The sequence below is a fragment of the Curtobacterium poinsettiae genome, assembly GCF_047226435.1.
GTDB classification, from domain to species: Bacteria; Actinomycetota; Actinomycetes; order Actinomycetales; family Microbacteriaceae; genus Curtobacterium; species Curtobacterium poinsettiae.
On record NZ_CP178434.1, the window covers coordinates 325,206 to 349,378 of the forward strand.

General features: G+C 71.8%; 24 protein-coding genes. 11 read left to right on the top strand and 13 right to left on the bottom strand.

Going from position 1 to position 24,173, the window contains the following annotated elements; genetic code table 11:
• Positions 1-280 precede the first annotated feature (280 nt).
• The 6 genes from ACL00U_RS01585 to ACL00U_RS01610 form a co-directional block, all read right to left on the bottom strand.
• Positions 281-457, bottom strand: a complete 177-nt coding sequence (locus ACL00U_RS01585) for a hypothetical protein (RefSeq protein WP_017887496.1) — start codon at positions 455-457, stop codon at positions 281-283.
• A gap of 10 nt (positions 458-467) precedes the next feature.
• Positions 468-1,442: a sugar phosphate isomerase/epimerase family protein gene (locus ACL00U_RS01590; RefSeq protein WP_017887495.1), complete on the bottom strand. Its 975-nt coding sequence runs from the start codon at positions 1,440-1,442 to the stop codon at positions 468-470.
• Positions 1,443-1,595: 153 nt separating this feature from the next.
• The gene (locus ACL00U_RS01595) at positions 1,596-2,279 is read right to left on the bottom strand and encodes a fumarylacetoacetate hydrolase family protein (protein ID WP_017887494.1); all 684 of its coding nucleotides are present in this window, start codon (positions 2,277-2,279) and stop codon (positions 1,596-1,598) included.
• A gap of 33 nt (positions 2,280-2,312) precedes the next feature.
• Entirely contained in the window at positions 2,313-2,528 is a 216-nt protein-coding gene (locus tag ACL00U_RS01600; RefSeq protein ID WP_017887493.1) for a hypothetical protein, read from the bottom strand.
• Positions 2,509-2,838 (bottom strand): hypothetical protein, encoded by a 330-nt coding sequence (locus ACL00U_RS01605; RefSeq protein ID WP_017887492.1) that lies wholly within the window; start codon positions 2,836-2,838, stop codon positions 2,509-2,511. Before ACL00U_RS01605 ends, ACL00U_RS01600 begins: the two co-directional genes overlap by 20 nt.
• 93 nt (positions 2,839-2,931) lie before the next feature.
• Positions 2,932-5,388 (bottom strand): phosphoketolase, encoded by a 2,457-nt coding sequence (locus ACL00U_RS01610; RefSeq protein ID WP_259551543.1) that lies wholly within the window; start codon positions 5,386-5,388, stop codon positions 2,932-2,934.
• 194 nt (positions 5,389-5,582) lie between these two features.
• Between ACL00U_RS01610 and ACL00U_RS01615 the strand changes: the two genes are divergently transcribed.
• Complete coding sequence (locus ACL00U_RS01615) at positions 5,583-6,263, top strand: hypothetical protein (RefSeq protein WP_042537774.1); 681 nt, start codon at positions 5,583-5,585, stop codon at positions 6,261-6,263.
• Between the two features lie 230 nt (positions 6,264-6,493).
• On the opposite strand, the gene ACL00U_RS01620 is transcribed toward ACL00U_RS01615, so the two are convergent.
• Complete coding sequence (locus ACL00U_RS01620) at positions 6,494-7,096, bottom strand: DUF1992 domain-containing protein (protein ID WP_412873740.1); 603 nt, start codon at positions 7,094-7,096, stop codon at positions 6,494-6,496.
• A gap of 46 nt (positions 7,097-7,142) precedes the next feature.
• On the bottom strand, positions 7,143-8,963 hold the full coding sequence (locus ACL00U_RS01625) for a glycoside hydrolase family 15 protein (RefSeq protein ID WP_159555948.1): 1,821 nt from the start codon (positions 8,961-8,963) through the stop codon (positions 7,143-7,145).
• Positions 8,964-9,434: 471 nt separating this feature from the next.
• Between ACL00U_RS01625 and ACL00U_RS01630 the strand changes: the two genes are divergently transcribed.
• From ACL00U_RS01630 to ACL00U_RS01645, 4 genes are all read left to right on the top strand, one after another.
• Positions 9,435-10,601: an RtcB family protein gene (locus tag ACL00U_RS01630; protein ID WP_042538341.1), complete on the top strand. Its 1,167-nt coding sequence runs from the start codon at positions 9,435-9,437 to the stop codon at positions 10,599-10,601.
• Between the two features lie 127 nt (positions 10,602-10,728).
• Complete coding sequence (locus ACL00U_RS01635) at positions 10,729-11,562, top strand: DUF1206 domain-containing protein (protein WP_159555949.1); 834 nt, start codon at positions 10,729-10,731, stop codon at positions 11,560-11,562.
• Positions 11,563-11,614: 52 nt separating this feature from the next.
• Positions 11,615-12,490 carry an SMP-30/gluconolactonase/LRE family protein gene (locus ACL00U_RS01640; RefSeq protein WP_263137064.1) on the top strand — a complete coding sequence of 292 codons (876 nt, stop codon included), beginning with the start codon at positions 11,615-11,617 and terminating at the stop codon, positions 12,488-12,490.
• Between the two features lie 70 nt (positions 12,491-12,560).
• On the top strand, positions 12,561-13,631 hold the full coding sequence (locus ACL00U_RS01645; protein ID WP_071251475.1) for an alpha/beta fold hydrolase: 1,071 nt from the start codon (positions 12,561-12,563) through the stop codon (positions 13,629-13,631).
• Between the two features lie 138 nt (positions 13,632-13,769).
• Here ACL00U_RS01645 and ACL00U_RS01650 read toward each other — a convergent pair whose 3' ends face one another.
• From ACL00U_RS01650 to ACL00U_RS01670, 5 genes are all read right to left on the bottom strand, one after another.
• On the bottom strand, positions 13,770-14,963 hold the full coding sequence (locus tag ACL00U_RS01650; RefSeq protein WP_214533059.1) for an NAD(P)/FAD-dependent oxidoreductase: 1,194 nt from the start codon (positions 14,961-14,963) through the stop codon (positions 13,770-13,772).
• Between the two features lie 31 nt (positions 14,964-14,994).
• Entirely contained in the window at positions 14,995-15,795 is an 801-nt protein-coding gene (locus ACL00U_RS01655) for an SDR family NAD(P)-dependent oxidoreductase (protein ID WP_263137065.1), read from the bottom strand.
• Positions 15,796-15,803: 8 nt separating this feature from the next.
• Entirely contained in the window at positions 15,804-16,310 is a 507-nt protein-coding gene (locus ACL00U_RS01660) for a Dps family protein (RefSeq protein ID WP_017886495.1), read from the bottom strand.
• A gap of 122 nt (positions 16,311-16,432) precedes the next feature.
• Positions 16,433-16,945 carry a MarR family winged helix-turn-helix transcriptional regulator gene (locus ACL00U_RS01665; protein ID WP_017886494.1) on the bottom strand — a complete coding sequence of 171 codons (513 nt, stop codon included), beginning with the start codon at positions 16,943-16,945 and terminating at the stop codon, positions 16,433-16,435.
• 173 nt (positions 16,946-17,118) lie between these two features.
• Positions 17,119-17,685: an NADPH-dependent FMN reductase gene (locus tag ACL00U_RS01670; RefSeq protein ID WP_259551550.1), complete on the bottom strand. Its 567-nt coding sequence runs from the start codon at positions 17,683-17,685 to the stop codon at positions 17,119-17,121.
• Positions 17,686-17,791: 106 nt separating this feature from the next.
• Between ACL00U_RS01670 and ACL00U_RS01675 the strand changes: the two genes are divergently transcribed.
• The 6 genes from ACL00U_RS01675 to ACL00U_RS01700 all read left to right on the top strand — a co-directional run bounded on the left by ACL00U_RS01675 (position 17,792) and on the right by ACL00U_RS01700 (position 24,070).
• Positions 17,792-19,438 carry a glycoside hydrolase family 13 protein gene (locus tag ACL00U_RS01675; protein ID WP_071251476.1) on the top strand — a complete coding sequence of 549 codons (1,647 nt, stop codon included), beginning with the start codon at positions 17,792-17,794 and terminating at the stop codon, positions 19,436-19,438.
• 109 nt (positions 19,439-19,547) lie between these two features.
• Positions 19,548-21,563 carry a lectin-like domain-containing protein gene (locus ACL00U_RS01680; RefSeq protein ID WP_139179715.1) on the top strand — a complete coding sequence of 672 codons (2,016 nt, stop codon included), beginning with the start codon at positions 19,548-19,550 and terminating at the stop codon, positions 21,561-21,563.
• 145 nt (positions 21,564-21,708) lie between these two features.
• A complete protein-coding gene (locus ACL00U_RS01685) occupies positions 21,709-22,368 on the top strand; it encodes a DUF308 domain-containing protein (RefSeq protein ID WP_017886490.1) in 660 nt (219 codons plus the stop codon).
• The gene (locus ACL00U_RS01690; protein ID WP_017886489.1) at positions 22,365-22,628 is read left to right on the top strand and encodes a hypothetical protein; all 264 of its coding nucleotides are present in this window, start codon (positions 22,365-22,367) and stop codon (positions 22,626-22,628) included. Before ACL00U_RS01685 ends, ACL00U_RS01690 begins: the two co-directional genes overlap by 4 nt.
• Before the next feature lie 136 nt (positions 22,629-22,764).
• Entirely contained in the window at positions 22,765-23,304 is a 540-nt protein-coding gene (locus ACL00U_RS01695) for an RNA polymerase sigma factor (RefSeq protein WP_017886488.1), read from the top strand.
• Complete coding sequence (locus tag ACL00U_RS01700) at positions 23,294-24,070, top strand: hypothetical protein (RefSeq protein WP_262118319.1); 777 nt, start codon at positions 23,294-23,296, stop codon at positions 24,068-24,070. The genes ACL00U_RS01695 and ACL00U_RS01700 overlap by 11 nt, the downstream gene beginning before the upstream one ends.
• Positions 24,071-24,173: the final 103 nt, after the last annotated feature.

Here is a 24,173-nt window from a genome sequence, read left to right on the forward strand (position 1 = left end):
GTGGTGGCGGAACGGGTCGGCGGACCCGACGGCCCGCACGCTGGATCAGGGAGCGCACGGACCGCCGCCGGGGCACGCGGCCAGCCGGTTCAGGGAGACCGGCCGCACGGCCCCGCACCGGGCGCGCAGCAGCGCAACCGGTGGGTCCACTGGTGGGACGCACCGAGTGAGCGGATCGTCACACGCGAAGACGAACGAATCGCCGGGCGACCTGGATGGTCGCCCGGCGATTCCGTCGGTGTGGGGAGTGCTTTCGGGACAGTACCGGGTCAGTACCGGGTCACGCCGCGGGGGCGGGTCCGTCGGCGGGCTCCGCGTGGTCGGCCACGGGGGCGTCCTCGTCGATGAGCGCGTCCTCGTCCGGCTCCACGACCTCGGCCGCGGCGGCCTTGGCCTCGTCGATGGACTCCTGAGAACGGCGGAGCAGGTCGTCGTCGTGTGCTGCCTGATCGGTCATGCCCAGCAACCTACGCGGGCGTCCCTGTGTCGGCGTCCCGACGTCGCGCACCGTTCGTCGGGTCGTGGCGGCCGGTCTGCGGCGGCTCGAAGTCGACGGCGGACGTCGGTGCGGGCGTCGAGGGCATCGCCGGGGCAGCCGGGGCACCGAAGGCGTCAGCGGCGTCGAGCACCGCACGGGTGGCGGCGACGGCGGTGCGGAGCGCGTCACGGACGGGCATTGCACGGTGCGCCGGGGTCCGGACCTCGACGCCCCACGGCTCGTCGAACCCGAGTTCACGCACCGTCCGGACGAGGCCGGGCAGGTCCCACGCCCCGGCACCGGGCAGGTACCGCGCGGTCCGGGACTCCTCGGCCAGGGTCATCCCGCTCGGGGTGTGCAGCAGTCCGTCGCTCAGCTCGACGGCTGCGAGGACCCCCGGTGCGACGCCCTGCCGGATCGACGCGAGGGTCGAACCGCCGCGGAGCGCGTGCATGGCGTCGAGGAGCAGCCCGCCGTTCGGGTGTCCGGCAGCGGCGACGAAGCGTGCGGCCCGTTCGATCGTGGGCAGGTTGGACCACGGCTCCGGCTCGAGCACGATCTGCGCCCCGACGGCCTCGGCCTGGTCGGCGAGCGCGACCCAGTCGTCGGCCATCGTCGCAGGCGAGGCTCCGGGCAACGAAGTGTCGGCACGGACCACCACCTGCCAGGCGCTCAGGGTCGCGGCGGCCTCGAGCACCACCCCGCGATCGGCGTCTTCGTCCTGGGTGCGGCTCGCGCAGGTCCACCACCGGTCGAGCGGTCCGAGCTGGACCCAGACGATGCCGGCCCCGTCGAGCATGCGGCGGAGTTCGGCGAAGCCCGTCGTGGCACGGACCTCGTGCAGGTCGTCGAGGGACAGTGACAGGCCGGCGAACCCGGCGGACCCCACCGCGTGCACGCGGTCGCGGACGCTCTCGTCGCCCGCCCACGTCCAGGACGTGGCGAGCAGGTCGTGTTCCAGCACGGTCGTACCTCCGGCAGTCCCGGGGTGTCCGCGTCGCCCCGTCGCGATGCGCCGCCCCGTGTCCGCCGCGGGCCCCACCCGCGACGATGCCCAAGGATTACCCGTGCTGCCTGCGAAGGCTCCCAGCCCGTCGACACATCGGCGACACGTGGCTCAGACGATCCGGGTCCGGACCTCGCCGACACCGGCGATCGTGCCGATGAGCACCGAGCCGCGTTCGAGCACGCCGACGCCGTCGGGGGTGCCGGTCATCAGCAGGTCGCCGGGCGCGAGCGACACCGACCGCGAGACCGCCGCGATCGTCTCGGCGACCGACCAGATCTGGTCGGCCAGGTCGCCCGCCTGCCGGAGTTCCCCGTCCACCGTCAGCTCGATCGCGCCGCTGGTCGGATCGACCGCGTCCGCCGGGGTGATCGCGCCGATCGGTGCCGATGCATCGAAGCCCTTCGCGGTGTCCCACGGGCGCCCGAGTCGCTTCGCCTCGGCCTGCAGGTCACGGCGGGTCAGGTCGATGCCGACGGCGTAGCCCCACACGTGGGCGAGGGCACCGGCGACGGCGATGTCCGCGCCGCCGGTGCCGATCGCGACGACGAGCTCGACCTCGTGCTCCAGTTGCTGGGTCAGGGGCGGGTACGGGGTGTCGGCGTCGTCGACCACGACGGCGTCGGCCGGCTTGGTGAAGAAGAACGGCGGCTCGCGATCCGGGTCGTGGCCCATCTCGCGGGCGTGCGCCGCGTAGTTCCGGCCGACGCAGAACACACGGCGGACGGGGAACCGCGCGCCCGTCGTCGTGGGCACGGTCGGGAGGCTCGGGGCCGGGATGACGAGTTCGGTCACGGTCCCAGCGTGGCAGGCTCGCATGGCGTCGGTTCAGCCCTCACCGAAGGACGCCTCGTCCTTGAGCTTCCGCGCTCGTGCGCGCTCCTGGCGTTCGCGCCATTCGATCCGCGCCTGACGGAGCTCTTCCTCGGCGCCCTTCGCCCGCATCATGGGCCCGTAGTGCGGGTCTGCCAGCAGTGCGGGCGTCGTCAGTTCACGTCCGTCGAGCCAGCGCTTGAAGTCCTTGTCACTCAGCTTCGAGATCATCGTTCGCTCCTTCGATCGTCGCTGCGGTCAGGTCGTCGAGCGCCCGGCCGACCCAGCGGTCGTCCGCGGTCGTCCAACTGCGGCTCACCAGCGCAGCTGCCATCACACCGGCGGCCGCGCGCGTTCCTTCGTCGTCCGAGGTCGCCCGGTCGGCGACCCACGACCAACGCTGCCACCACAGGTCGCGGTGCACCGAGAACTCTGCATTTCGCCGTCCCGCGCGCCCGTCGAGCACCGAGGCGACGAGCGCCCCCAGTGCAACGGACGCGCTGGTGACCGACACGAGCGCGCTGATCCAGCCGATGTCCATGCCGGAACCCTGACAGCACGGAACCGGCCACGCGGCGGGCGTGACCGGTCCTGTGGAGGGTGCTCCGGGCCTCCAGGCCTGTGGAGGAGTGCGTCAGTTGCCGGGCGCGGCCGCCTCGGTCTCGCCCGCACCCGGGTCGCCGCCGGTCCCACCGCTGGCGGGTTCGTCCTGCGGCCATCCCGCGAACTCCCAGCCCGCGAGCGACGGGTGGTCCTCGCCCTTCGTGTACGCGAACGCCCGTGCAGCGTCACGCGCCTCGGACAGCTTCGTGAGCAGGTCGGCGTGCGCCTCGGCGTCCACCCGTGTCAGGGCGTCGTGGGCCAGGGCGAAGCGGTCCATCTCGTTGCGCATGAGCATGTCGAACGGCGAGGTCGTCGTGCCCTGCTCGAGGAACCCGTGCACGTGCAGGTCGTCGTGCCCGTTCCGGCGGTACGTCAGCTGGTGCACGAGCGTCGGGTACCCGTGGAACGCGAAGACCGTGGGCGTGCCGGGCAGGAAGAGCGCGTCGTACTGCTCGTCCGGGATCGGGTGCTCGTGCTTGCGCGGGTCGCCGATCGCCAGCAGGTCGACGACGTTGAGGACGCGGACACCGACCCCGGGTGCGTGCTTCCGGATGATGTCCGTGGCGGCGACCGCCTCGACGGTGGGGACGTCACCGGCGCACGCGAGGACGACGTCGACCCTGCCGACGGCCTGCTCGGTGCCGGCGAAGTCCCAGACCCCGAGTCCTGCGTCGGCGTGCGCGACGGCGTCCTCGAGGGACAGGAAGACCGGCTCCGGGTGCTTGCCCGCGACGATCACCTCGATGCGGTCCGTGGTCTCCATGGCGTGGGCGGCGACGGCGAGCAGGGTGTTGGCGTCGGCCGGCAGCTTGATCCGCACGAGGTCCTGCTGCTTCGACGCGACGACGTCCAGGAACCCGGGGTCCTGGTGGGAGAAGCCGTTGTGGTCCTGCCGCCAGACGTGCGACGACAGCAGGAGCGACAGGTTCGACACCGGTGCCCGCCAGTCGATGTCCGTCGAGGACTCCAACCACTTGGCGTACTGCCCGACCATCGAGTCGATGATGTGGGCGAACGCCTCGTAGGTGTTGAGCATCCCGTGCCGACCGGACAGCACGTACCCCTCGAGCATGCCCTCGAGCAGGTGCTCGGACAGGACCTCGGTGACCCTGCCGCGGGGGGAGAGGTGCTCGTCGCCCGGCGCACGCTGGGCACGCCAGACGCGGGTGGTGACGTCGAACACGGCGTCGAGCTTGTTCGAGATGGTCTCGTCCGGACCGAACAGCCGGAAGGTCGAGGCGTTCTTCTCGATCAGGGCGGCGAGCCAGGGGCCGAGCGTGCCCGTGGCGGACGCTTCGGTGCCGGCCTCGACCGCGTACGGCTCGAGGGGTGGGCGGTCGAGCGCGGTCCGCAGCCGGCCGCCGTTGCCGTGCGGGGTGGCGCTCATCCGCTCGTCGCCGGTCGGGCGGATCGTCGTCATGATGCCGACCGGGTGGCCGTCCTGGTCGAAGAGCTCCTCCGGGCGGTACGAGCGCATCCACTCCTCGAGCTGGGCGCGGTGACCGTCGTCCTCGCGCACGGCCGGCAGTGGCACCTGGTGTGCACGGAAGGTCCCCTCGACCGGTTCACCGTCGACCACCTTCGGGCCGGTCCAGCCCTTCGGGGTGCGCAGCACGATCATCGGCCACCGTGGACGCAGGGCCGCGGCGCCGGCGGGCTGGCCGGCGGCGGCACGAGCGGCCTGGGCACGTGCGGCGGCCTGGATGTCGTCGATGCCGGCGAGGGCGCGTCGCAGGGCGCCGTCGAACAGGGCGTGGACCGCGTACGGGTCGTCGTCGACGCGGCTGGAGTCGACCACGATCGGGTCGTACCCGAGCCCGCGGAAGTACGCGGTGAGGTCCTCGTCGGGGATGCGGGCCAGGACCGTCGGGTTCGCGATCTTCCAGCCGTTGAGGTTGAGGATCGGCAGCACCGCTCCGTCGGAGACCGGGTCGAGGAACGTGTGCGCCTGCCACGACCCGGCGAGCGGACCGGTCTCGGCCTCACCGTCACCGACCACGCACGCGACGACGAGGTCGGGGTTGTCGAGTGCCGCACCGTACGCGTGGGAGAGCGAGTAGCCGAGCTCGCCGCCCTCGTTGATGGACCCGGGGGTCTCCGGGGCGGCGTGCGAGGGGATGCCGCCGGGGAACGAGAACTGACGGAAGAACCGCTGCAGGTCGACGTCCTGGTACAGCTCGTTCCACGTGCCGTCCAGCCAGGCGTTCGCGTTCATCGCAGGGCCGCCGTGTCCCGGGCCGCAGATGTACAGGAACTCGCGACCGGTCTCCGCGATCAGCGCGTTGCAGTGCGCGTAGACGAGGTTCAGTGCGGGCGAGGTCCCCCAGTGCCCGAGCAGCCGCGGCTTGACGTCGTCGGGTTCGATCGGCCGGGTGAGCAGCGGGTTGTCCAGCAGGTAGATCTGCCCGACCGTCAGGTAGTTGGCGGCGCGCCACCAGGCGTCGACCGCCCGGAGCCGATCGGTCGTGGAGATGTGTGCTGGAGCCATGGGTACACGGTACGAAACACCGGGTTGCTGCACCTCAGGAAACTCGTCCAAACCGTTCGGGCAGCGGCGCCGAATGACTTGCACAGGGCAAAAGCCCAGGGCGCTCTCCGGTCGCAGTTGGCCGGTACTCAGCGCGTGCACAGTGCACGTTCGGCCACCGGCCGGAGCGCCTCCAGAGCAAAGGACTGATCACGATGCGTAAGAGCCTCAAGACCTCCATCACCCTCGCCACCACCGGTGCCCTCGTGCTGGGCGGTGCCGCGTTCGGCATCTCCTCCGCCCAGGCCGCGACCCCCGCCATCCACACGGTGTCCTCGTCGTCGTCGAAGATCCCCGCACCGGTCGCCTCGGTGCCCGAGGTCCTCGGTGGCTCCACCGCCGTGAAGCTCGACTCCGGCTTCACCGACGCCCTCACCTCCCTCAAGCTCACCCCCGGCGTCTCCGGCACCGCCAAGCTCGCCGACGGATCCGTGTCGTTCCCGATCACCGCCGGATCGGTCACCTACTGGTCCCCCGACGGCAACTACCGCCCCTACGTCCAGGGCCTGCTCAACCACGACGACTCCGGCCTGACCCTCAAGGGCGGCGACACCACCGTCACCCTCGAGAACTTCGTCGTCAACCCCGGCTCGTCCAAGCTCTACGGCGACGTCCTGGTCAACGGCAAGGTCGCTGTCAACAACGCGTTCCTGTTCGAGCTGCACGGCGGCTCCCTCAAGCCCCTCCAGCTCGAGGGCGACAACGCCATCCTGACCGGCACCACCGTCCACATCAGCGAAGACGCCGCCGGCCTGCTGAACAAGACCTTCGGCACCGACGCCGTCAAGCGCGGCCTCCTCGTCGGCACCGCCACCATCACCGCACAGATCAAGTAACACCCCCGCACCACGATCGGCCCGGACCACGCAGCAGCGCGGTCCGGGCCGATTCGCGTTGCGCGAACCGCACCGCGCCGCGGGCCCGCGCCTGGCAGAACCAGTCGTACCCGGCGGCCGTCGTCGCCCTCGCCACGGGCTGGGCGACACCTCACGCGCTCACGCTCGCGAGAACTGTCGCTCAGCGCGAAAGCCCGGCGACGGCCCGCGCCGCCGCGCCACGGCACCGCTCAGCGGCGGCGCCACCACCGCCGCGGCTTCGCGTCGGCCAGCGCCTGCTCCGCAGCTCGAGCTGCCGCCGCCATGCGCAGCTCGCGGCGCTCCCGCCAGGCGAGCACCTCGGCTTCGACGTCGCGCATCGGCGTGATCACCGGCGGCCCGCCGAGCAGCTGTCGCCGGGCCTCCTTCACCCGTGCGTTGAAGTCCACCAGGACGTCGCGCACATCGGTCTCGAGCGACAGGGCGTCGAGGGCGTCGTCGAGTTCGGCGTCCTCCGTCCGGAGCGCCAGGGCCGGTGGCGCGATGCCCCGGATGTCCTCGCGCTCGATCTTCGACTTGATCCACCAGTCGGGATCGTGTTGGCCGTCGATCCCGGGCAGCGGTTTGCCGTGGTAGGGGTTGCCCTCGAAGACTCCTCGGCGTTCGGCTTCGGCGATCTGCGCCCGCGCGTGGGCCGCGACGTCGGCGGCCTTGAGCAGCCGGCGTTCCTCGCGCTCCGACCGCACCTCGTCGGGGTCGAGCGACCCCCGCTCGATCTCCTGGTCGACGAGCTGCTGGTACCGGTAGCGCGCGGCCCGGCGGAGGCGGTCCATGCGTGCATCGACGTCGTTCATCGTCAGACCATGATGCCCCGCGCCCCCGACGGTTCGTCCAGCCCCGTCAGGACTTCTCTGAGACTTCTTCGATGGTCAGCGCCGCCTGGATGAGCGCCAGGTGCGACAGGCCCTGCGGGATGTTCCCCATGAAGTCCCCGTCGACGGCACTGAGCATCTCGCTGAACAGACCGACGTCGTTCGCCTGCGCCACCATGTCGTCCATCAGGTGCTTCGCGTCGTCGACGCGTCCGACGCAGGCCATCGCCGCAGCGAGCCAGAACGAGCACGCCACGAAGGGCGATTCCTCGTCCTGGATGCCGGAGTACCGGTACACGAGCGGGCCGTGCTGCAGCTGTTCCTCGATGGCCCGGATCGTGGACTCCATGCGGGGCCCGCGGTCGAACGCCGACATCGCGTGCAGCAGGATCGAGCAGTCGAGTGCATCGCTACCCGGGTACATGACGTAGTGGCCGAGCTCCTCGTTCCACCCGTTCTCGGCGACCCAGTCCTCGATGAGCTCGCGGTTCTCGATCCACTTGTCACGGGGGCCGTCGATCATCCCCGCGTCGTGCAGCTCGACCGCGGCGTCGAGCGCCTGCCAGCAGCCGATCTTGCTCGTCGTGTAGTGCTGCGTCTCCTGCAGCTCCCACATGCCCGAGTCTGCTTCCGGCCACCGGTGGCAGGCGTCGTCGGCCAGCCCCTGCAGCACCGACGCGGTCTTGCGGTCGAGCACGTTGCCGGCGCGGACGTACTGGCGCATGATCTCGAACACGTCGCCCCAGACGCCGAGCTGCAGCTGGTCGCCCGCCCGGTTGCCGATCGTGACCGGCCCGATGCCGTTCCAGCCGGGGACGTCGCGTTCCTCGACCGAGTCGCTCTTGGACCCGTCGAGTGCGTAGAAGATCGGCATCGTCTCGTCGTGCTCGGCGATCGTGCGCATCACCCACGAGACGGCCGCGTGGGTCTCCTCGCGCAGCCCGAAGCGGGTGAGTGCGTGCACCGTGTACGCCAGGTCGCGCACCCAGGCGAACCGGTAGTCCCAGTTCTTCCCGCCGGTGCGGTCCTCGGGCAGGCTCGTCGTCGGTGCCGCGGCGATCGCACCGGTGGGGGAGAAGATCAGGAGCTTCAGGGCGAGGGCGCTGCGCTGGACGGCATCCGACCACGGCCCGTCGTAGCTGAACTCCTTCGACCAGGTCGCCCAGTTCTCGATCGTGCGGTCGACCCCCTCGAGCGTGCGCTCCGGCTCGGGCAGGAAGATCGGTTCGTCGTACGTGCCGACGATCGTCAGGATCGACTTCGAGCCCTCGGCCGTCGAGAACCGGCCGGAGAACCGGGGTCCGTCGTCGTGGACAGGTTCGAAGCCCTGCTCGACGATCGCGATGGTGACGCCGTCGATCCCGATGACGGTGCCGTTCGCGGTGTCGAGGCGTCGGGGTTCCGCGGTGTTCAGGATCGTGCCGGGCACGACGGCCCACTCCATCTCGACGGAGCCCTGGACCCCCTGGACGCAGCGGCCGATCTCGGCCCACGGCAGACGTCCGGCGACACCGGTGACCATGGCGTCGGTCACGGTGGCGGTGCCGGACGGGGTGGTCCACGTCGTCACGAGCACGTTCGTCCCCGGCAGGTAGGCCCGGGACACCTCCGCCTGGTCGTCGACGGGTCGCAGGGCGACGTGTCCGCCGTGCTCGGCGTCGACGATGCTCGCGAACACCGGCGGCGAGTCCATCGACGGGATCGGCAGCCAGTCGATCCGGCCGTCGAGCGCGATGAGGGCGACGGTCCGCCCGTCACCGATCGCGCCGTAGGAGCGGAGCGGCACGTACCCGTTCGTCCGTTCCTCGTTCTCGGTCGCGTCGGGGGTGTCTCGCGTGCGCTCGGTCATGCGTCCAGCCTGCCCCGGCCCCGGCGGCGACCATCAGGCGGACGTACCCCTCGTGGAGAACGCGCGACGCGCCTCCCGCCTGTGGAGAACCGCCGGAGCACCACCGGCGCGCAGCCGACACGCCCACATGACTTGCGCACCCCGGGCGTGTCGCACTACCGTCGTCCTCCTGCCGATCAGGCAGACCGCCCGCCCCGGGCACACCGGAAGGACCGCGCATGCGCGCCGTGCAGCACAACGAGGAACGCGTCGAGCTCCAGCTCGCCGCGGCCGCCGTGCTGCCCGAGCAGCAGCGGTCCCTCCGCTATCCCGCGTAGGCACGCGACGTCCCACGACGCCTCGTGCCCACCCGGCCCGGGGCGTTCGTCAGCACCGCTTCCTTCCGTCCGCCACGTCCGGCGACGACCAGGAGGCCCGGCGTGCGACCGTCTCGGACCGTCACCTCGACCGTCACGAAAGCGAGACGACACCATGAAGAAGATCAACGACCGGTTGCTCAGCTGGGCCTCGATGCTCGAGGACAACACCGAGCAGCAGGCCCGCACGACCGCGCGCATGCCGTTCGTGTTCCCGCACCTGGCCCTCATGCCCGACGCACACCTGGGCCTCGGGGCCACCGTCGGGTCCGTCATCCCGACCCTCGGCGCGATCATGCCGGCGGCCGTCGGCGTGGACATCGGCTGCGGCATGATCGCGGTCCGCACGCAGTTCACCGCGAGCGACCTGCCGGCCGACCTGCAGGGTCTGCGCGAGCAGATCGAGCGCGCGATCCCGCTGTCGGCCGGTGCGTCGAACCGGAAGATCGTGGCGACCGCCGCACCCCGGATCGCGGAGCTCGAGGCGATGGCCGAGACCGCCGGGTTCGACCCCGACGGCGTGCACGGCGGCTGGCGCAACCAGCTCGGCACGCTCGGCTCCGGCAACCACTTCATCGAGGTCTCCCTCGACGAGCAGGACCGGGTCTGGCTCTTCCTGCACTCCGGGTCGCGGGGTGTCGGCAACAAGATCGCGCAGCGCCACATCAGGGTCGCCAAGAAGGCCATGGAGCGCTGGTGGATCCAGCTGGCGGACCCCGACCTGGCCTACCTGGTCGAGGGCACGCCGGAGTTCGACCGGTACATCGCCGAGCTGCGGTGGGCCCAGCACTTCGCCCTGCTCAACCGTGAGGAGATGATGGACCGCGTCGTCCGGCAGCTGTCCGAGGCCGTCGGCACGCCCGTCGACGAGCGCGAGCGGATCAACTGCCACCACAACTTCACGCAGCGTGAGACGCACTGGGGCAAGTCCGTGTGGGTCTCGCGCAAGGGTGCGATCCAGGCGAAGGCCGGTCAGCCGGGCCTGATCCCCGGGTCGATGGGCACGGCGTCGTACGTGGTCGAGGGGCTCGGCAACAAGCCGTCGCTCGAGTCGTCGCCGCACGGCGCCGGGCGGCTGTTCTCGCGGAGCGCTGCCCGGCGGACCTTCACCCACGAGCAGCTGCGCGAGGCGATGGTCGGCATCGAGTACCGGGACACCGACGCGTTCCTCGACGAGATCCCGGCCGCGTACAAGCCGATCGACCAGGTGATGGCGGACGCCGAGGACCTCGTGTCGATCCGGCACACCCTGCGCCAGGTCGTCAACGTGAAGGGCGACTGAGACGCGCCCACCGACGGACGGGAGGCCCGTGGCGGCACCGCCACGGGCCTCCCGTCCGCCACGTGGCGGACCGCACGGCCCGGCGCGCCCCGGACAGGACGGCGCGCGTCGGGCACGCTTGTCCGTGATGAGCGACACGGCGGAGCACGCAGCGAAGGAGACCGGACGACAGGTCCGGCGAGCGGCCGACAGCCGTTGGTTCGAGGTCACGGCACGCGCCGGGTTCGTCGGCAGTGGCATCGTCCACCTGCTGATCGGGTACCTGGCGATCCTGCTCGGCATCGGGAACGCGTCCTCGGGCGGTGAGACCGACCAGTCCGGTGCGCTGCAGCAGATCGCCGCCGTGCCCGGTGGGGTGTTCCTGCTCTGGCTGATCGCCGTCGGCACCGCCGCACTCACCGTGCGTCTGGTCGTCGAGGCGATCGTCGGCGGACGGTCCGACACCACCCGCGGCTGGCTCGCCCGGCTGAAGGACGTCGCGAAGGCCGTGGTCTACGGCGTGATCGCGTACTCGTCGGCCTCGTACGCGCTCGGCGCCGGGTCGAGCTCGAGCAGCTCGTCGCAGAGCGCCGCGGCGAAGACCCTCGCGACGCCGGGCGGGGTGTTCGTGCTGGTGCTGGCCGGGGCGGTCGCGGTCGCGGTCGGCATCGGCCTCGTGGTGATCGGCTGCCGTCGGTCGTTCCGGAAGCAGATCACGCGACCGTCGGGCCAACTCGACCGCGTGGTCACCGTCCTCGGCGTCGTCGGGTACGTCGGCAAGGGCATCGCCGTGGTGATCGTGGGCGTGCTCATCGCCGTCGCGGGGCTGCAGAGCGACCCCGACCAGGCCACCGGCCTCGACGCCGCGTTCGACGCCGTCCGGAGCATGCCCGGCGGGGTGTTCGTCCTCGTCGCGATCGGCATCGGGTTCCTGGCGTTCGGCGTCTACAGCTTCTTCCGCGCGCGCTTCGCCCGCCTCTGACCCGCTTCCGCGCCTGAGCGGGCGCGGACCCGCCCAGCGGTAGACGGGGTCGATGAGCACGAACGTCACCACCGGCCCCGCGACCGTCTTCGTCGACGCCCGAGCGGTCCTCGCCGAGAGCATCGTCTGGGACCCGTCCGCGCAGCTCCTCCGGTGGACCGACATCACCCTCGGCACCCTCAACACCGCTGGCGCCGACGGCACCGTCCGGTCGAGCGTGCCGCTGCCGCCCCCGCTGGCGAGCTTCCAGCCCCGCGCCTCCGGCGGGTTCGTCGCGGCCCTGGGCGACGCCGTCGTCGTGACGGACGAGCAGGGGGCCGTGGAGCGTGAGATCGCCCGCGTCACGCACAGCACCTCGGGCAACCGGTTCAACGAGGGCAAGTGCGACCCGTTCGGCCGGTTCCTGGTCGGCAGCATGAACGTGACCACCGGCGAACCCGACGCCGCGCTCTACTCGGTCGAGGCCGACGGCACCGTCCGGCTGCTCCGCGGCGGCTTCGGCGTGACGAACGGCATGGAGTGGTCGGAGGACGGCAGCACCATGTACGTCACCGACACCAGCGCCTCGACGGTCTTCCGGGGGTCGTACGGCCCGGACGGCGAGCTCGGCGAACTCGAGCCGTTCATCGTCGGCCACGCGCACGACGGCCTGGTCCGTGACGACGAGGGCTGCTTCTGGAGCGCGATCTACGGCGGTTCCCGCGTCGAGCGCTACGGTCCCGACGGCTCGCACCTGGAGACGGTGGAGCTCCCCGTCGCCAACCCGACGTCGGTGGCGTTCGGCGGCCCGGACATGTCGACGATGTTCGTCGGCACGGCCCGCGAGAACCTCACCGAGCAGGACCTGGAGCAGGCGCCGCCCTCCGGCGCCGTCTTCGCGGTGCCGACCACGGTGCACGGCTTCCCCGCGAACACCTTCAGCGGCTGACCACGGCGTCGCCGCCCGAGCGGACGGCGGCCGGGTATCCTGGGCGACCGCTCGACCGGAGGAGACCCACGTGGACGACGAACGCCAGGCACCCCGTCCGGACCCGGCCGGGGAGCTCGCCCAGGCCGAGGACGCCGACGTCACGGTGCAGGTCGACCGGGTCGCACTCGACGGCACCTACGTCCGGGTGAGTTCGATCGGTGAGCCGGGCGAGCGGGCCTTCGTGCTCGTCGCGGGTCTCGGAATCGCGTCGACCTACTACGAGCGGCTCGCGCCGCACCTCAACGAGAACGGACCGGTGCACGCGCTCGACCTGCCGGGCTTCGCGGGCGTCCCGCGGTTCCGTGGGACGGTCTCGATCGAGCGGTACGCCGACGCGGTCGAGCGGGTCATCGACGACCTCGGGCTCGAGGACCCGGTGCTCATCGGGCACTCGATGGGCACCCAGGTCGTCACCGAGGTCGCCGCTCGCCGTCCCGAGCTCTCCGACCTCGTGCTCATCAGCCCCGTGGTCGACTCGTCGGCGCGCACGGTGCGGCAGTCGGCGTTCCGGTTCCTGCGGTCGACGCTGCACGAGCCGGCCGCGGTCCGCTGGCACGGCATCACGGCGTACGCGCTGTGCGGCTGGCACTGGTTCCGCAAGGTCCTGCCGCGCATGATCGCGTTCCCGATCGAGGAGCGTGCCGCGCACGTGCAGGCCCGCACCCTGATCGTCCGCGGCGAGCACGACGCGATGGTGCCGCGCGACTGGGTCCGCCGGCTGGCGCGCGTGTTCCCGTACGCGGTCCTGCGCGAGGTCGTCGACGGTGCGCACTCGGTCATGCACGCCCAGGCCGACGCGGTCGCGCGGCTCGCGGTGGCGCACGTCGACCACCGGATCCCCGACCGCGGCGTGTCCTCGCTGCAGCGGGTGCGAGACGACTCGACGGCGTCGGACCTGGCCCGGCTCAGCCCGGGAGACGCCTGGTTGCTGGTCAAGTCGCGGTTCATCGAGCTCTTCGGGATGGCCCGGAACGACGACGAGACGCTCGAAGCCGCCAAGTCCGCGCACGCCGTCGCGATGGCGGACGGCGACGACCTGCCGGTCGACCCGGCGGACCGCCGGGCGGTCGTCGACGAGGTCGCGCCGGAGTCGAAGTAGCCAGCACCGTCGAAGCAGCGAGCCCCGTCGAGGCGGCGGGCGCCGCGGTGTGCGGGCGACCGCCTGGAGGCCCGGTGCCGGTCCGACGGACCGGCACCGGGCCTCCAGGGCGTCGCGACCACCGCGACGGGCGAGCGATCAGGCCGTGATGCGGCCCGGCAGCATGTCGGGCGTCAGCGAGTTCGCCTCGGCGAGCACCTTGCGGGCTTCGTCGGTCTTGTCCCACACGTTCCAGAGCAGCACACCCCGGACCGTGTCGTCGTCGTCCAGGTAGTAGACGACGCCGGTCACGGTGGGGTCCTGCCAGTCCTCGACCGTGCGGAGCTTCGCGCTGACCTGCCCCACGGCCTCGTACCCCATGTCGAAGACGTCGGAGTAGAACATCGGCGTGTGGTCGTAGGTCTCGTCGGCGTCGGCCAGGTTGCGGCCGGCCTGTCGACCCTGCTGCTGGGCGTTGTCGACGTGTTCCACCCGGCGTGTGCCGAGGATCCGGTCCGGGTACTCGGCGACGTCCCCGGCGGCGAACACGGAGTCGTCGTCGGTGAGCAGCGTCGAGGACACCACGATGCCGTCGCGGACGGTGAGTCCGGCGTCGGCGGCGAGCTGCGTCGCGGGCTCGATGCCGAGCCCGGCGACGACCGCGTCGGCCTCGACCACGGAACCGTCGTCGAGCGTCAGTCGCACACCGTCGGCCGTCTCGGTGCCCTCGGACACCCGACGACCGGTGCGGAGCTCGACGCCGTGGTCGACGAAGCGCTGCTGGAACGCCCGTGCCAGGTCGTCGGGGAACATCCGTCCGCCGACGATCTCGTCCGGGTCGACCAGCGTGACGCGTGCGCCGTTCTGCACGATGCCCGCGGTGATCTCCTGGCCGATGTAGCCGCCACCGACGACGGCGACGTGCGCTCCGGCGTCGGCGAGCTCGCGCAGGCGGCGGTAGTCCGACGCGCTGCGGTAGTCGAGCACGCGTGCCGACGGGGACAGCCCCGGCAGCCCGCGGGGCTTCCCACCGGTCGCGAGCAGGAGCCGCTCGTAGCCATGGGTCGCACCGTCGGCCGTCGTGACGGTCTTCGCAGCACGGTCGATCGCCGTCACCGCGGTGCCCAGGACGAACTGCGCCCCGGTCTCCTCGGTGTGCAGGTCGACCTTGTCGTCCCAGCTGAAGTCCGGGTCGGTCCAGAGCTTCTTCGAGAGCGCGGGCCGGGCGTAGGGGCGGTCGACGTCCTCGCTGAGGATCCCGATCGACCCGTCGGTGTCGAGCTCGCGGATGCCGCGGGCGGCCGCGTCGGCGACCATCCCGCCGCCGACGATGAGGTAGCGGAAGTCGGTCATGACGCCTCCTGGTTGTGCTGTGGTGCCACGATCAGATCGTCGCGACCGAGCCGGAGTCGACCCGGTAGTTGGCGCCGTTCACGAAGCTGGCCAGGTCGGAGCACAGGAAGGCCACGACGTTGGCGACCTCTTCCGGCTCACCGCGCCGCTTGAGCTCCATGTACGGCCGCTCCTCGTCGAGGAAGCTGCCGATGGCCTCGTCGAACGATGTGCCGCGCTGCTTGGCCCGCTTGTCCATCATCGCGTCGGTCATCGGCGTGTGGATGAACGCGGGCGAGACCGTGTTCACCAGCAGGCCCTCGGAGGCGTAGGAGCGCGAGAGCCCCTTGGCGAACGAGAGCACCCCGGCCTTGGCAGCGCAGTAGGGCAGTTCGTCGTCGTACGGTTGCGAGGCGTCCTCGGACACCAGGTAGACGACGCGTCCCCAGCCGCCCTGTCGCAGGTCGCCGATGAACTCGCGGGTGATCCGCACCGGCCCCATCAGGTCGATGTCGATCGTCTCCGCCCAGCCGGCCTCGTCGATCTCGTGGAACATGCCCTGGGCGCCGGTGACGCCCGAGGACTGCACCAGGATGTCGATCTCGCCGACGGCGTCACGCACCTTGTCGTGCAGGGCGGCGAGGCTCTCGGCGCTCCGGACGTCGGCCGCGAACGCGTGCAGCTTGCCGAGGGGAGCCTCGAGCTGGTCCGCACTGGTGTCGAGACGGCTCTGGTCGATGTCGGTGACGACCACGGTCGCACCCTCTGCCAGCAGGATGCGCGCCGTGTTCCAGCCGATGCCGGAGTCACCGCCGAAGACGAGTGCGGTCTTGCCCTGGATACCGAGGTCCACCCGGGCCCCTACGCGTGCGCCGACGCGTCGGCGACGGCGGGCGTGGTGGCGGACGCCAGCGGGGTGCTGGGCGCGCGGTTCTCGGCGGAGACCATCCAGGCGAGCTGCTCGAGGCGCTCGATGAAGCCGTGGAGCAGGTCCGCGGTCGTCGGGTCTTCCTCGTCGACCTCGTCGTGGACGTCGCGCATGGTGCCGGTCGCCTGGTACAGCCGGAGCGTGACCTGGTCGATGGCGTCGTGCGTGGTGATCTCGCCCGAGGGGAACGCGTCGAGGTGGCTGCCCGCGGAGACGGTCGCCGAGCGGCCGTCCGGCACGAGGTACAGCGCGCGCATGCGCTCGGCGGTGTCGTCGGCGAACTCGCGAGCGGCGTCGACGATCTCGTCGAGCTGCAGGTGGAGGTCGCGGAAGTTGGTGCCCAGGATGTTCCAGTGGGCCTGCTTGCCCTGCAGGTGCAGGTCGATGAGGTCCACGAGGACCGCCTGGAGGTTCTTGGCCATCTTGTCCGAAGCGTGCATGGTTGTGGCTCCTTTCGCGTCGGTGTGACCGTTCCGGTCTACGCGGTGCCGCAGTGCACGTTCTCAGTGCGCTCGGAGGCAGCGTCCCCCGACGACAGTCGGAGGCCTCGGCGCGACGGTGCTCAGTGCGACGGCGCGGGGTCCACCTGGTCGACCGCCTGGCGCATCTGCTCCAGGAAACCGGCGACGACCCGGGCCTCGGACGCGGGGAGTCCCTCGGCGATCGACATCATCCGGCGGTGCATCACGCCGAGCGTGGCGCGGACCTCGTCGTCGGTCTCGGTCGTCGGCGTGATGACGAGGGCCCGGCGGTCGGTGGGGTGCGGATCGCGGCGGACGTGGTTCGACTTCACCAGGCGGTCGATCAGGATCGTCGTCGACGCGGACGAGATCTTGAGGTACGCCGCGAGGTCCTTGGGGCTCACGGACGTGCCGGAGCGCTGCGCCTGCAGCAGGAACCGTACGGCGAGCAGGTCGGTCTCACCCATGCCCATCGAGTCACGGGTCCGGCGGCGCATGGCGGTCTCGGCGGACCGGTACCGGCGCAGGGCGTTCAGCACGGCGACCCCGCGCTGGGTCGCGTCGTCGTCCGGGAACCAGTACCCGGACGCCTCGGTGATCTCCTGCGTGGACATGGCGTTCAGGGTAACCCGTCTCGTATCTCGGTCGTCTAGCGGACTCCCGGGTTCCGCCACGACCGGTGCGTCCGCACCGTCCGATGCGTTCGCAACGACCGTTGCGTCCGAACCACCGGACAGGAGGCCCGTGGCGGGGTCGCCACGGGCCTCCTGTCCGGTGGTTCGTCGCGTTACGCGGCTGCCTGCTCGTCCGTGCCGGCCGCGGCCTCGGCGAGCGCGGTGAGCGCGCCCTGCACGAGCGTCGTGACCTCGGCGTCCTCGCGCGGGTGGGTCTCGGCGAAACGGACGACCGACTGCGGGATGGCGACCTTGACGTCCTCCAGGACCTTCGCGCCGGCGATGCCGGCGACCTTGCGGGCGTCGTCGTGGGCCCAGACGCCGCCGTACTGGCCGAACGCCGAACCGATGGCGGCGAGCGGCTTGCCGGACAGCGGCGAGGCGCCGAACGGACGCGATGCCCAGTCGAGGGCGTTCTTCAGCACGGCGGGGATGGTGCCGTTGTACTCGGGGGTGACGAGCAGGACGGCGTCCGAGGCGGCGATCGCGTCGCGGAAGGCGACTGCCGGGGCGGGCGGGGTGTCACCGTCGATGTCCTCGTTGTAGAACGGCAGGTCGACGATGCCGTCGAAGGTGTGCAGCTCGATGCCCTCCGGCGCGTGGTGCGCGGCGGCCTCGGCGAGCTTGCGGTTGATGGAGTCGGCGCGCAGGCTGCCGACGAGGACGAGGACGTTCGTCATGGAGCTCCTTCTGTTGCGGGATGCTGTTGCGGGACGGAAAGGTGTCAGCAACAACCAATGCGATCGTAGGGGGCGCTATTCCCGGTCCGCTGAGTACGGTGGCGTCGTGACCACGCTTCGGACCCCGGCCAGCACGCCACGAACCACCGACCCGACCTGGTGGCGCGACGCCGTCGTGTACCAGGTCTACCCACGCAGCTTCGCCGACACGGACGGCGACGGACTCGGTGACGTCGCGGGCATCACGAGCCGGGTGCCGTACCTGGCATCGCTCGGCGTCGACGCGCTGTGGCTCTCCCCGTTCTTCCCGTCGCCCCTGGCCGACGGGGGCTACGACGTCGCCGACTACCGGGCCGTCGACCCGAAGCTCGGGTCCCTCGAGGACCTCGACGCGCTGCTCCGGGCCGCCCACGAGCACGACCTGAAGGTCATCGTCGACATCGTCCCGAACCACACCTCGGACCAGCACGAGTGGTTCCGGGCCGCGTTGGCGTCCGCGCCGGGTTCGCCCGAGCGGGCGCGGTACGTGTTCCGCGAAGGGTCCGGTACCTCCGGCGAACTGCCGCCGAGCGACTGGGTGTCGAACTTCGGCGGCAGCGCCTGGACCCGGGTGCCCGACGGGCAGTGGTACCTGCACCTGTTCGCCCCCGAGCAGCCGGACCTGGACTGGTCGAACCCCGAGGTCCGTGCCGACTTCGAGGACACCCTGCGCTTCTGGTCGGACCGCGGTGTCGACGGGTTCCGCGTGGACGTCGCGCACGGGCTGGCGAAGGACCTGTCGACCCCGTACCGGCCGTCGGACGAGCAGGACCTGCCGCTCGACGGCTCCGACCCGCTGTACGACCGTGACGAGGTGCACGAGATCTTCGCCACGTGGCGTCGGGTGCTCGACGAGTACGACCCGCCCCGCGCCGCGGTCGCCGAGGCCTGGGCTCCGGCACCCCGTCGCGTCCTGTACGCCCGGCCGACCGAGCTCGGGCAGGCCTTCAACTTCGACCTGCTCGAGGCCCCGTTCGAGCCCGATGCGTTCCGTCGGATCATCGAGCGGAACCTGGCCGCCTCGGAGCAGTCCGGCGCCTCGAGCACCTGGGTGCTCTCGAACCACGACGTCGTGCGGCACCCCACCCGCTACGGCCTGCCGGACGGCACGGACACCGATGCCTGGCTCATGACCGACGGCACGACGCCGGAGCTCGACCGCGCACGGGGGCTCCGCCGGGCACGAGCGGCCACCATGCTGATGCTCGCGCTGCCCGGGTCGTCGTACGTCTACCAGGGCGAGGAGCTCGGGTTGCACGAGGCCGCCGCGATCCCGCGCGACCTGCTGCAGGACCCGAAGTGGCTCCGCACCGGGCACACCGTGAAGGGCCGCGACGGCTGCCGGGTGCCGATCCCGTGGGCGCGTTCCGGGCCGTCGTTCGGCTTCGGGGACGCCGCGCCGCACCTGCCGCAGCCGCAGGACTTCGGGGAGTCCTCGGTCGAGGCCGAGGACGGCGACCCCGAGTCCACCCTGTCGCTGTACCGCGAGGCGCTCGCCGCCCGCCGTCGCCTGCAGCAGGGGGAGGCCCTGACGTGGCTGGAGTCCGGCTCCGAGGTCGTCGCGTTCGCACGGAACGACGGGTGGCGGTCGGTGACGAACTTCGGCACGGCCCCGGTGCCCCTGCCCGACGGCACGGTCGTCGCCGCGTCCGGGCCGCTCGACGGGGTCGCGCCGGGACTGCTGCCGGGTGAGACGACGGTGTGGCTGGCCTGAGCGGTCCGGTTGCGCCGTTCTTCCTCCACAGCCCGGAGGCCCGTGGGGGCGTTCCACAGATCATCCCGCCGCCGCCCGGGGGTGACGTCCCGGTCGCGAGCATCGGGGCATGACAGATCCCAGTGCTCCTGCTCCAGCTCCTGCCCCTGATCGCCGGTCGCGCCGGTCGTTCCGGTCGCTCCGCTCGCGGGTCGTCCGCCGTGTCGCCGCGGCCTGCGCCACGGTGACCGCGCTCGGCGTGCTCGCGGCGCCCGCCGTCCTGCCGTCCGGGTCGAGCGCCGCGGCCCTCGACTTCCCGTACGTCAACCAGTTCTCCAGCGCGTCCGGCGGCGCCCTGCACGGTGACGCCGCGGTGTCCGGCGGGCGGCTGCGGCTCACCGACGACGTCCTGAACCAGGCGGGAGCGTGGTCGACGAACGACACGTTCCCGTCCGACACCGGACTCGAGATCGAGTTCACCTACGCCATGTACACCGCGAAGGACGACCCCGGGGCCGACGGGCTGCTGCTGTACCTGGCCGACGGGGCCGCAGCACAGGGCGTCGGGTCCTTCGGTGCCGGCCTCGGGTACGCCTGCCGCAAGGAAGCGACCGAGGGCGGCGGGCGGCAGTGCGACCTGCCCGGCGTGCCCGGGGGCTTCGCTGCCGTCGCGATCGACCACTACGGCAACTTCTCGTCGCGCATCAACGGCTCCGGTCCGGGAGCGCAGCCCGACCACGTCGTGGTCCGCGGCTCGGGCAACGGGACAGAGGGGTACCGGTACGTCGCCGGTGCGACCGCTCCCGGTGGCACGGTGACCTCCGGCTCGACGCCCCGCACGGTCCGCATCACCCTGCTGCCCGACGACGACGGCGGGCTCTCCGTCACGGTCCGGCTGCAGGCCGGCTCGACCATGCGCACCGTCCTCGACTCGGTCCCGCTGCACGGCGACGGCCAGGCTCCGTTGCCCAGCACGCTGCGCCTGGGGTTCGCGGGGGCCACGGGCAGCCACGTCGACAAGCACGAGGTCGACGCGCTCCGGGTCTGGAAGCCCGCCGACCTGTCCGTCGAGCACGACCTGCCCACGACCGTGACGGCCGGTGAGTCGCTCCGCTACACCGTGACGGCGCGCAACCCCGGCCCGAACGCCGCCGACCCGAGCCCACTGCAGGTCGACGTGCCCGACGGCGTCGAGGACGTCACCTGGACCTGCACCGCCGCCGAGGGTTCCGCCTGCGCAACCGGGTCGGGCACCGGGGACGTCGCGACCGACCTGTCCCTGCCCCGAGGGGGTTCGGCCGTCGTCACGGTCGAGGGCCGGGTGGCCGAGGGCACGTCCGGAACACTGGAGAGCGTGGCGACGATCGCCCCGCCGACCTCGTTGTCCGACACGAACGAGGCCGACAACACCTCGCGAGCGAGCACGACGGCGACGGCACCGGTCGTCGCGGCACACGTCGAGACCGACAAGTCGGTGTCGCCGTCGACCGTCCAGCCCGGCGACGAGGTCGAGTACCTCGTCACCGCCCGGAACCGGGGCCCGTCGGTGGCGCAGCAGGTCGGTGCGGTCGACGACCTGCCCGAGGCGATGCGGTTCGTGGGCTCCGACGACGGGTGCACCGCCGAGGGCCAGCGGGTGACCTGCAGCTCCGACGTGTCGCTGGACGTGGGCGAGACCCTGGACTTCCGGATCCGTGCCGCGCTCGATCCCGCGTACCGGGGCGACGGCTCCGACGTCGTGAACGTGGCCACCGCGACGTCGCCGACCGACCCGGACGGTGGTGACCCGTCCACCGGCGTCGCGATCGTCGTCGGCCCGGACGACGAGGCGCCGGAGCCGAGCCCTTCGCCCACCACCGGTCCGGTGCCGACGACCGGCCCCGCCACGGACGACGGGGACGGTGACGCCGGTGGTGACGGCCCCGCGCCGGACGGTCGCGACGACGGGGACAGCGGCGCCGGTGACCCCGCGGCCGGTCGTGGTCCGGGTGCCCCCGTCGGAGCCCTCGCCTACACGGGCGCCGAAGGACTCGGCCTCGCCGCGGCGCTCGCCGCAGTGGCCGCCGCGGTGGGCTCCGTGTGCTGGTGGCTCGCCCGACGTCGTGTCCGGCTGGGCGCCCCGGACGACGACCCGCAGCAGCCCTGACACCACGGGGACGGCACCGCAGGACGGTGTCGTCCCCGTGCAGGGGGGTGTGGACGTCCACAGGGGGTCGAGTCCGCTCCGGTCGGGCGCTCACCACACCGGCGGTAGGATCGGATCCACGATCCGCATGCCCGAAAGAGGTCTCGTGTCCGACACCGTGGACGACGCCACCACCGTGGAAGAAGCGACCCAGCGCGCGCGGTACTGGCCGATCCCGATCCTCCGAGCGGTCCCCGCTGCGATCGTCGCGATGGTGATCACCTTCTCGACCAACCACGCCGCGGGCTACGGCCTGCTGCTCTTCGGCGGCTTCGCCCTGGTCGAGGGCCTCGTGCTCCTGTTCGCCGGGATCTCCCGACTGCCCCTCGACGGTCGTTCGCGTCGCACGACCCTGCTGCAGGCCGTCATCACCCTGCTCGCCGCCGTCGCCGCGATCGCGTGCAACGGCTTCGGGCTGCCGGCCTTCATCACGGTCATCGTCGCGTTCGCGGTGCTGACCGGAGCCCTCGAGCTGTCGCAGGGGCTCCGGGCCCGGCGGCGTTCGCCCTTCGCCCGCGACTGGACCACGATCGGCGGCCTCACGCTGCTGCTCGCGGTCGCCTTCCTCGTCACCCCGCCGGACTACTCCCAGCAGCTCGGTGGCGTGGAGAAGGTCACCGGCACCCTCGACGCCTCGATCGTGCTCGTCGGCCTGCTCGGCGCGTACCTCGCCATCACGGCCGTCTTCCACGTGATCGCCGGCCTCTCGCACAAGTGGGGCACGGCCACGCCGGCCGTCGCCCCGGACGGAGCACCACACGCATGACCACCCCCAGCCGTCGTGACCGTCTGCGCCCGGTCGAGCTCCTCGGGATCTCCGCGATCATCGCGGTGTTCACCGGGCTCGTCGTGCTGTTCTCGACGCGGGAACTGCAGCTGGCCGTGATCTTCCTCGGCGTCGCGTTCATCGTGGTGGTCGTCGTGCTCGCGATGCTGCAGCTCGCCTCGTCGAGTGACCAGGACGACAACGACATGCTCGGCGGACACAAGACGCCGGCCGAGGGCGACGGCGACGACTTCCACTGACGGCAGGCGGTTGCCGCAGCGGTGACCGCCCTCTGACGTCTCCGAGCGGACACGCCCGAGATCACGAATCCGCCACGGTCCTGTCAGGATCGCGGGTCCTGCCGACACCTCTGAGTGAAGGAGGTGGGATGTGGACGTGACGACCGGCACCGACACGGACGAAGGACTCGTCCGTGCAATGGCACAGGGAGACACCGGCGCGCTTGCCCGCGCGTTCGACCGGTACGCCGCCACCCTCACCCGCTACGCGTGGGCGCTCGTCGACGACCGGTCCGACGTCGAGGAGATCGTGCAGGACGCGTTCCTGACGCTCTGGCAGCGCGCCGCGACCCTCGAGCTGCCGGCGGACACGGTGCTGCCGTGGCTGCTCGTCGTGTGCCGCAACCACGCCTTCAACACCGGGCGCAAGCAGGCCCGGCGCCGCACGGACGAGCTCCCGGAGCACCTCGCCTCGCCCGCCGACCACGACGAGGCCCGCGAGACCCTGCGCTGGGTCCGCGCCGAGATCGCCGCGCTCCCGGACCTCGACCGCCGCATCTGCGAGCTCTGCCTGCTCGAGGGGCACTCGTACGCCGAGGCCGCCGAACTCCTCGGACTCACGGTCGGCGCGGTCACCCAGCGGGTGTCCCGCAACCGTCGACGACTCAAGAAGGTGGTGATGCACGATGAACACTGAGCCTCCGCAGGGAGACGACCTGCAGCGCATGCTCGTCTCGATGAAGCAGAACGTCCTCGAGCGTGCCACCCCGCTCCCAAAGCGTCGTCGTGGCCGGTCCGGGATCGTCATCGGTGTCGTCGCGCTGCTCGCCGTCGGCACCGCGACCGGCGCCGTCGCCCTGACGCTGTCGCAGCAGAACGCCGACCCGGTCGCCGCTCCCACCCAGACCCGGCAGCCCGAGCCCGCGCCGTCCTCCACGACGCCGAGCTCCGCCCCGATCACGGGTGCCCCCGTCCCGAAGCCCACCCCGACGTCGACACCGACCCCCGCAGCGGCGACCATCCCCACGGACTGTCGCGCGCTGGTCCCCGCCGAGGACTACGACCGCTTCTTCGGTGACACCCCGCTGACGCAGGCCGACCCGCCGTCGGGTACCGATCGAGTGCCGGACGGTCAGGACCCGGCGGGCACCCAGTCGAAGGTCTCCTGCTCGTGGCGTGACCCGCGTGCGGACGTGTCCGGGATCGAGGTCCGGGCCGGGACCGCCACCGAGGCGACCATCCAGCGGGAGATCGAGGAGTTCCCCGCGTACGACGGCGGCGGGACCTGCACGGAGCGTGACGGCGGAACCTTCTGCCAGTCCCGCGGGATCGTCGAGCCGTACGGCGTCGAGAAGGCCTACACGTACTTCGCCCGCGGTGACACCTGGATCACCATCGAACAGACCAACGTCCCGACCGACGGGCTCCTGCCCGCCCTCATCGCGACGTTCTGGGGGGACTGACGGCCCGGAGGCACGTGGCGGACCCGACCCGTGCCTCCAGTCCGTCGGTGGTCAGATCGTGAGCAGGAACGGTCGCCTCGCGCACCGCGACGCGACCGTTCCT

Bases quoted from the DNA above. Each gene is read 5' to 3' on its own strand.
- ACL00U_RS01620 (WP_412873740.1), bottom strand. From the start codon at position 7,096: ATGAACGACGTCGATGCACGCATGGACCGCCTCCGCCGGGCCGCGCGC.
- ACL00U_RS01605 (WP_017887492.1), bottom strand. From the start codon at position 2,838: ATGGACATCGGCTGGATCAGCGCGCTCGTGTCGGTCACCAGCGCGTCC.
- ACL00U_RS01700 (WP_262118319.1), top strand. From the start codon at position 23,294: ATGAACACTGAGCCTCCGCAGGGAGACGACCTGCAGCGCATGCTCGTC.
- ACL00U_RS01610 (WP_259551543.1), bottom strand. From the start codon at position 5,388: ATGGCTCCAGCACACATCTCCACGACCGATCGGCTCCGGGCGGTCGAC.
- ACL00U_RS01635 (WP_159555949.1), top strand. From the start codon at position 10,729: ATGAGCGACACGGCGGAGCACGCAGCGAAGGAGACCGGACGACAGGTC.
- ACL00U_RS01585 (WP_017887496.1), bottom strand. From the start codon at position 457: ATGACCGATCAGGCAGCACACGACGACGACCTGCTCCGCCGTTCTCAG.
- ACL00U_RS01690 (WP_017886489.1), top strand. From the start codon at position 22,365: ATGACCACCCCCAGCCGTCGTGACCGTCTGCGCCCGGTCGAGCTCCTC.
- ACL00U_RS01650 (WP_214533059.1), bottom strand. From the start codon at position 14,963: ATGACCGACTTCCGCTACCTCATCGTCGGCGGCGGGATGGTCGCCGAC.
- ACL00U_RS01670 (WP_259551550.1), bottom strand. From the start codon at position 17,685: ATGACGAACGTCCTCGTCCTCGTCGGCAGCCTGCGCGCCGACTCCATC.
- ACL00U_RS01640 (WP_263137064.1), top strand. From the start codon at position 11,615: ATGAGCACGAACGTCACCACCGGCCCCGCGACCGTCTTCGTCGACGCC.
- ACL00U_RS01600 (WP_017887493.1), bottom strand. From the start codon at position 2,528: ATGATCTCGAAGCTGAGTGACAAGGACTTCAAGCGCTGGCTCGACGGA.
- ACL00U_RS01625 (WP_159555948.1), bottom strand. From the start codon at position 8,963: ATGACCGAGCGCACGCGAGACACCCCCGACGCGACCGAGAACGAGGAA.
- ACL00U_RS01665 (WP_017886494.1), bottom strand. From the start codon at position 16,945: ATGTCCACGCAGGAGATCACCGAGGCGTCCGGGTACTGGTTCCCGGAC.
- ACL00U_RS01680 (WP_139179715.1), top strand. From the start codon at position 19,548: ATGACAGATCCCAGTGCTCCTGCTCCAGCTCCTGCCCCTGATCGCCGG.
- ACL00U_RS01630 (WP_042538341.1), top strand. From the start codon at position 9,435: ATGAAGAAGATCAACGACCGGTTGCTCAGCTGGGCCTCGATGCTCGAG.
- ACL00U_RS01615 (WP_042537774.1), top strand. From the start codon at position 5,583: ATGCGTAAGAGCCTCAAGACCTCCATCACCCTCGCCACCACCGGTGCC.
- ACL00U_RS01660 (WP_017886495.1), bottom strand. From the start codon at position 16,310: ATGCACGCTTCGGACAAGATGGCCAAGAACCTCCAGGCGGTCCTCGTG.